Annotated in this window: 5 protein-coding genes; 1 reads left to right on the top strand and 4 read right to left on the bottom strand. The window is 73.4% G+C overall.

Features of this window, described 5'->3' with window-relative positions; genetic code table 11:
• Positions 1-856, top strand: an 856-nt coding sequence (locus EEJ42_RS32675) for an ATP-dependent helicase C-terminal domain-containing protein (RefSeq protein WP_281291559.1), incomplete at its 5' end; no start/stop codon positions are given.
• 12 nt (positions 857-868) lie between these two features.
• On the opposite strand, the gene EEJ42_RS32670 is transcribed toward EEJ42_RS32675, so the two are convergent.
• The 4 genes from EEJ42_RS32670 to EEJ42_RS32655 are packed head-to-tail and all read right to left on the bottom strand — an operon-like array spanning position 869 to position 2,664.
• Positions 869-1,243 carry a hypothetical protein gene (locus EEJ42_RS32670; RefSeq protein WP_123105563.1) on the bottom strand — a complete coding sequence of 125 codons (375 nt, stop codon included), beginning with the start codon at positions 1,241-1,243 and terminating at the stop codon, positions 869-871.
• Positions 1,240-1,458: a hypothetical protein gene (locus tag EEJ42_RS32665; RefSeq protein ID WP_039942128.1), complete on the bottom strand. Its 219-nt coding sequence runs from the start codon at positions 1,456-1,458 to the stop codon at positions 1,240-1,242. The genes EEJ42_RS32670 and EEJ42_RS32665 overlap by 4 nt, the downstream gene beginning before the upstream one ends.
• A gap of 49 nt (positions 1,459-1,507) precedes the next feature.
• Positions 1,508-2,512 carry a cell envelope lipid trafficking protein PgfA gene (pgfA, locus tag EEJ42_RS32660; RefSeq protein WP_123105561.1) on the bottom strand — a complete coding sequence of 335 codons (1,005 nt, stop codon included), beginning with the start codon at positions 2,510-2,512 and terminating at the stop codon, positions 1,508-1,510.
• A gap of 17 nt (positions 2,513-2,529) precedes the next feature.
• A complete protein-coding gene (locus EEJ42_RS32655) occupies positions 2,530-2,664 on the bottom strand; it encodes an SPW_0924 family protein (protein WP_009718759.1) in 135 nt (44 codons plus the stop codon).
• Positions 2,665-2,823: the final 159 nt, after the last annotated feature.

The following is a 2,823-nucleotide window of genomic DNA, read 5'->3' as shown; positions in this document are numbered from 1 at the left end:
GTCGCGGCTGGGCGGGGCGCCGTGGCTGGCCGTCGCGGTCGCGGACCGGCCGGTGGCCGCCGCGTCGGCGCGGGTGCGGCTCGCCGCCGTCACCGACGAGGAGACGGCCCGTACGGCGGCCGCGGCGCTGGGGTCGGACGGCGAGGAGGTGCACTGGGCCGACGGGGACGTCGTCGCCCGGCGGGTGTCCCGGCTCGGGGCGATCGAGCTGGTGGCCCGGCCGCTGGCCGCGCCCGACCCGGCGCTCGTGCACGCGGCGCTGCTGGAGGGGCTGCGCCGCGAGGGGACGGGGCTGCTGCGCTGGTCCGCGCAGGCCACGGCGGTGCGGCAGCGGATGGCGTTCCTGCACCGGGAGCTGGGGGCGCCCTGGCCGGACGTGTCGGAGGCGGCGCTGCTGGCGGACCCGGACGCGTGGCTGGGCGTGGAGCTGGGCCGGGCCCGGCGGCGGGCGGATCTGGAGCGGGTGGACGCCGGTCAGGCGCTGGCCCGGCTGCTGCCGTGGGCGACGGGCGACGCGGCGCGCTTCGAGGAGCTGGCGCCGGAGCGGGTCGAGGTGCCGAGCGGGTCGCGGGTGCGGGTGGACTACGGGGACGGGCAGCCGGTGCTGGCGGCGAAGCTCCAGGAGCTGTTCGGCTGGCAGGAGTCGCCGCGGATCGCGGGCGGGCGGGTGCCGCTGCTGGTGCACCTGCTGTCACCGGCGGGGCGTCCGGCCGCGGTCACGGCCGACCTGGCGTCGTTCTGGCGGGACGGCTACCGCTCCGTACGGGCCGAGCTGCGCGGCCGTTACCCCAAGCATCCGTGGCCGGAGGATCCGACGACGGCCGAGGCGACGCGGCGCACCAATGCTCGTCGCTGAACCGCAGCGCGCTTAAACGGCCCAGGCGCGCAGCCGCCGGGCGGTCTCGCTCAGGCGGAGGTGGTTGTCCCGTATGTCGCGGATGAGGGACACCATGGCGCCGGGCGGCGGGGCGATCGCCTCGCCGGACTCCTCCAGGTACATCTGGGCGCAGGCCGCGCCGATGACCGCGTTGTAGTCGGAGAACGGTTCCAGGATCAGCGAGGTGTGGAGGAAGGTCGCGGCGCGGGCCGCGGCCTCCTCGTAGTACGGCTCCCCCGCGAACCGTTCGTAGCGGTGCCGTTCGCTCATGCAGTGCAGTGCGCCCCAGTCACGCACGGGGGTGTTCACCGGGGAGACGTCGACCTGCACGTTGAGCACCCAGCCGGCGTCGACGTACAGGATCAACGCAGCCCTTCCGGGAACTCCCGCTCGAACTCGGCCTTGTATCCCAGGGCGAAGCGCACGGCGCCCTCGACGAAGCGCTGCTTCTGACGCCGCCGCACGACGTCCTCGGTCAGTATGTCGTGGGCGAGGCGCTTGATGGCCACGCCCTTCTCCTTCGCCTCGGCGCGCAGCTCCGCCAGTTCCTGTTCGGTGAACTCGATCGTGATACCCGGCATGGAGCGCATGCTAGCCAGCCGACTACCGAGATCACTACCGGCGTCACTATCAGGAGGGAACGCGGGGACGGAGGTTGACGAGCCGTCGCCGCGTGCCCGGCGACGGCGCCCCCGGCCGGCGGCCGCGCGCCTCCAGCAGCAGCGCGACCGCGAGCAGTCCGGCCCCCAGGACCCCGAAGCCCCAGGGCAGATACGTGGTGAAGGCCAGGACCAGCTGCCGCTGGGAGGAGACCATCGTGACCGTGTGGGCGATGTAGTCCTCGCGCATCTTCACGTGGCCCGAGAAGACGGTCACCCGGTCCCGGCCGCCCAGCAGGGTGCCGCCGCGCAGTTCCTCGCGGTGGATCTCCTGCCCGTTGACGGGCGCGCCGGTGGTGGGTTCGACCCAGAACATGCGCTTGGTGGTGTACCAGCGGGAGGTTCCGGCCTTGCGGACGGTCTCGGGGGTGACGCCGTCGACCGGCATGGTCTTGGGCAGCGGGACCTTGGTCCAGGGGATGGTCTGCTCGAAGTAGTACACCGTCAGGCCGCGGAAGTTCCGGGTGCCCTTGTAGTGGATGGGCGCGGAGGTGCGGGTCTGGGCGTCGAAGTAGCGGTAGTCGCGCTTCTCGGTGAGGAAGGGCCACTTGTACTCGATGCCCTCGCGGCGCACGGCGTCGCCGTCGACGTGCTCGCCGCCCGCGTGCACCGGGTCCTGGGAGTGGGCGTCGAAGACGTAGCGCTCGGGGATCCGGGAGACCATCTTGCCGTCGGGTCCCGCGATGTACGACAGGGCGTCCCAGACGACGACGTCGCGCCCGGTCTCCTTCCCGACCTTCTCGGCCGCGCCCACGTTGCCGCGCAGGGTCTGCACGATGCTGACCTTGGAGACCGTGCGGGGCTTCATGGTGGCGTAGTCGAGCAGGGTGGCGGGGCGGGCCTCCAGGACGGCCGTCTGGTACTCGCTGGGCGGGATCTTGGCGAGCCGGGGGAACGCGTACCAGCGCACCAGCGGCGCGAGGGCGGCGAAGAAGACGGCGAAGGCGAGCAGCACCAGGCTGGCTTTGCGGCGCATGGCGGGGCGTCCCTCCCTCAGGGGTGCTCGGGGACGGTGGTGAGCAGCGGTTCGGGGGAGGTGGTGCCGCCGGGGGCACCGATGGCCGTCACCGTGAAGACGAGGGCGAGGGCGGCGGCGAGTCCGATCGCGGCGGCGGCGAGGGCGCGCATGCGGGCCTCCCGTGATTGCGGGGACGGCAACTGACAGGGCGTCAGTTACAGCCGGGGCTGGGCACCGTAGCAACGGGCGGCACAGATGAGAACACGAAGGGCCCAACGCGAACGCGCCGCCCCCGGGCCCGGTGGGCTCGGGGGCGGCGCGCGGTGTGC

Origin of the sequence: Streptomyces botrytidirepellens (assembly GCF_003721215.1) — a bacterium.
GTDB classification, from domain to species: Bacteria; Actinomycetota; Actinomycetes; order Streptomycetales; family Streptomycetaceae; genus Streptomyces; species Streptomyces himastatinicus.
This window is presented reverse-complemented; position numbering and strand designations above follow the sequence as displayed.

What these genes read in the sequence shown, in the direction of transcription:
- EEJ42_RS32665 (WP_039942128.1), bottom strand. Translation starts at nt 1,458, where the DNA reads ATGCCGGGTATCACGATCGAGTTCACCGAACAGGAACTGGCGGAGCTG.
- pgfA (WP_123105561.1), bottom strand. Translation starts at nt 2,512, where the DNA reads ATGCGCCGCAAAGCCAGCCTGGTGCTGCTCGCCTTCGCCGTCTTCTTC.
- EEJ42_RS32655 (WP_009718759.1), bottom strand. Translation starts at nt 2,664, where the DNA reads ATGCGCGCCCTCGCCGCCGCCGCGATCGGACTCGCCGCCGCCCTCGCC.